The organism is Erythrobacter donghaensis, assembly GCF_001557325.1.
In the GTDB taxonomy this organism is placed as follows: domain Bacteria; phylum Pseudomonadota; class Alphaproteobacteria; order Sphingomonadales; family Sphingomonadaceae; genus Erythrobacter; species Erythrobacter donghaensis_B.
In genome coordinates, this window is the sequence record NZ_LSJS01000213.1 from 1 (window position 1) to 3,429 (window position 3,429).

Here is a 3,429-nt window from a genome sequence, read left to right on the forward strand (position 1 = left end):
CATCGAGCGGGGGCTGGTTGACGATCGCGAAGTACTGCGGCGCCTTCACCTTCAGCTCGGCATCGATCGCCTGGATGCGCGCTTCGGCCGCCGCCATATCGCGCTCCATCGCCTCGCGCGCTGCCCGGTCCTGACCACCGCTCTGCGCCTGCGCGGCGATGTTGCGCCGTTCCGCCTCAGCCCATTGCTCGACCGCCTTCGCCCGCTCGCTCACCAACTCCCCAGCGCCCTCCCGCACCGCATAGCGCCGCGCTGCCGTCTCCGCGATCGCCCGTGCCGCAGGGCCAGAGCCCGCGCCCTGAAGCGCGCTGAAGCTCTCGGTGCGCAGGCCCGGCAACTCACCAGCAAACGCCGCGCCGCGTACCCACGCCGCGTCCGCAAATAGGCGTTCGGTCGCTTGCAGCCGCCAGCGGCCGCGTACCTGCTGCGCCTCGCCGCGCGCCCCGTCCTCGCCCGCCTCCGCGTAACGCGCGCGCAGCGCATCCAGCGCTTGGCGGGCCGAGGAAAATGCTTCGAAAGTCGCTTCTGGCGTCCCGAGCTGCGCGAATGCAATATTCTCGAATGCAACAATTGTATCGGGATGCACGGGACCCAGCACCTGCTCCCTGATCGCCAGCGCGCGGCGATAGAGTGGATCAGCCTCGCCGGAGCGGCCTTGGGCGTGTAGGTTGTACGCCAGATTATTGAGGCTAGTGGCAGTCAAGGGATGCTCGATGCCAAGCACCTTCTCGCAGATTGCTAGCGCGCGGCGAAGGAGCAGCTCGGCCTCCGCGGCGCGACCCTGAGCACCAAGGATAAGCGCCAGATTGATGAGTCCGCCCGCGGTCAAGGGATGCTCAGGGCTTAGCACTTTCTCGTAGATGACCAGCGCGCGGCGATAGAGCGGCTCAGCCTCCCCGGAGCGGCCTTGGGCCTGTAGGTTGTACGCAAGATTATTGAGGCTGGTGGCGGTATCGGAATGCTCGATGCCGAGCACCTTTTCTCGGATTGCCAGCGCGCGGCGCAAAAGTGGTTCAGCCTCTCCAAGGCGGCCTTGTGCTCCAAGGTCCACTGCCAGATTATTGAGGCTGGTGGCGGTATCGGGATGCTCGATGCCGAGCACCTTTTCTCGGATTGCCAGCGCGCGACGCAAAAGAGGCTCAGCCTCCCTAGCACGGCCCTGAGCGTCAAGGTTCTCCCCCAAACCGTTGAGGCTAGCAGCAGTATCAGAGTGTTCGGCGCCGAGCACCTTTTCTCGGATTGCCAGCGAGCGACGCAAAAGAGGCTCAGCCTCCCTAGCGCGGCCCTGAGCTCGGAGGTTCCCCGCCAGATTGCTTAGGGCGGTAGCGGTATCGCGATGCTCGGGGCCGAGCACTTTCTCTCGGATCGCGAGCGCGCGGCGATGGAAAGGCTCGGCCTCCCCAGCGCGGCCTTGCGCATCAAGGTTCACTGCAAGATTGTTGAGGCTGGTGGCAGCCAAGGGATGCTCGGAGCCGCGCACTTTCTCTATGAACTCCAGCGAACGGCGATATAGCAACTCGGCCTCCTCAGCGCGGCCTTGGGCACCAAGGTTAAACGCCAGATTGTTGAGGCTGGCGGCAGTCAAGGGATGCTCGATGCCGAGCACTTTCTCGCAGATTGCCAGCGCGCGGCGAAGGAGCGGCTCGGCCTCCCCAGCGCGGCCCTGGGCGCCAAGGTTCAACGCTAGTTTGTTAAGGCTGGTAACGGTCAAGGGATGATCGGAGCCGAGAACTTGCTCCAAGATCGTGAGCGCGCGGCGATAAGGTGGCTCAGCCTCCTTGGCGCGCCCTTGGGCTCCTAGGCTATCTGCCAAATTGCTAAGGATGCTGACATTGTTGGGATGGCGCTCGCCGAGCAATGCCCCGGACAATTCCAAAGCTCGCCTAGCGGTCGGTTCTGCCTGAGCAAATTGTCCTTGAGCAGCCCGCAATTGGGTCAGAGCGCCCAAGGTTCCTAAAACCTCCGGGTGCATTGGACCCAGTGTGCGCTCCTCTAACTCAAGAATGGCCTCAGCCTGCCCTATGGCTTCGGGCAACTTTTGGGCCGAGAGAAGTTCGGCGAACGAGCTCTGCAGCTGTTGCCATCGGGCTCCTTCTGCCTGAGTCATTGCGCGGAGCGGCGGGGTGCGTGCAGAAACCTCCGCCAACGTCGGGAACGGTTTGCCGGTCTCCGGATCAATTGGCATCTGTTCGGCTGCGGCCGGTGTTGGGGCGGGCGCCGCCGCCTCTGGTGCAGCCCCTGCCTCCTGTGCGCTCGCCCCGCTTGCGTGCAGCAGCATCGCTAGCACGATGCCCGATACTGTTACCTTGAACGCATTTGCCTGTGCCATCACGGACCCCACCCATTTGCTAGACAGCGCGAACCCCCTATCCGGAAAGGAGCGCTGACTTCTTGACATTCCCTAGTGAATTGAGCCGTCTGCCTAGCGCGGCGGGTGTTGCGGGCCTTGGGGGCGTTGCGGTGCCTCGCGCAGCAAGCGCTCGGCCACCAGCGGGCGGTGGGGTTGCGCCTGATAGGGGCGAGGCTGCTGCGCCTCGAACGGCGATGCCTGCTGAGGGCGCGGCACGAGCGGCTGAAAAGGCGACGCGCGTTGGACGCGCGGGGTCTGTGGCTGATACGGCGTCGCCCGATATTCCGGAATGACGATCACATTCTGCGATTGAGTCTGGGCTTGCTGCGCGAAGGCCGCAGAGCCGCCGGTCCCAGCGAGAGCCGCAAAGGCCGCAAGGTATTCGATGGCTTTGCTGCTCGCGATCGGGCCGCTCGCAATATTCTTCTTCGGGGGCATGGCGTGTTCCTTTCTTGATCTCGCTAGTGGTGATGCTGGCTGTTGGTTATCGATCATCTGATGGACCAAGACTAAGCCAAGCTTGCACCTGCGACAACTTACGGTTCCAGCAAGAATTGTCGCGATGACCAATTCTTGACAGCACTAGCGATTCGCTTGCATCTCAGTGCTGTAGGTGTTGCGAGCAGCAATAGGGGGTCGCGCAAACCGTCCGGGTCTTGCTTGCGGAAACCATAAGTAGGAACTGCCTCAAAATGCCCATACCAAAGTGGTGTGCCGGGCAGTCAACCGACCTGGCATTGTCACAGTTTTCTAATGAAGGATGACCGCCATGACCAAGAATGCCATTCGCCTGATGACCGCCGCCGCCGGGTTCGCACTGCTTTCCGGCCCCGTCCTCGCTGAGGATGCTGATCGCACCGGCACCAATCGCTCCGCCGAATCCACCGCCGCGACCACGCCGCAAGCCGCCGGGGTCGAGAAGGCCAAGCTCTCGGCTGACCTTGCCGCCTATGCCCGCCAGTCGTCCAATCCGGTGGCGATGCTGCTGGCCGCGCAGCTCGAATCGGAAGTCGGTGGAAGCGAAACCCCGCGCGAGAAGATGAGCGAGCCTGCCGGTGGCGCACCAGCTGGTGACACGG

The 3,429-nt window shown here is 63.5% G+C and carries 3 protein-coding genes; 1 reads left to right on the forward strand and 2 read right to left on the reverse strand.

Annotated features, from left to right (window positions below; translation table 11 throughout):
• The coding region (locus tag AX692_RS19080) for a tetratricopeptide repeat protein (protein WP_196491795.1) at positions 1-2,329 on the reverse strand (2,329 nt) is incomplete at its 3' end.
• 93 nt (positions 2,330-2,422) lie between these two features.
• Positions 2,423-2,788, reverse strand: coding sequence for a hypothetical protein (locus tag AX692_RS12745; RefSeq protein ID WP_073977716.1), 366 nt, complete (start codon positions 2,786-2,788; stop codon positions 2,423-2,425).
• A gap of 331 nt (positions 2,789-3,119) precedes the next feature.
• On the opposite strand from AX692_RS12745, the gene AX692_RS12750 reads away from it, so the two are divergent.
• A partial coding sequence (locus AX692_RS12750; protein ID WP_155646317.1) for a hypothetical protein occupies positions 3,120-3,429 on the forward strand: 310 nt, incomplete at its 3' end.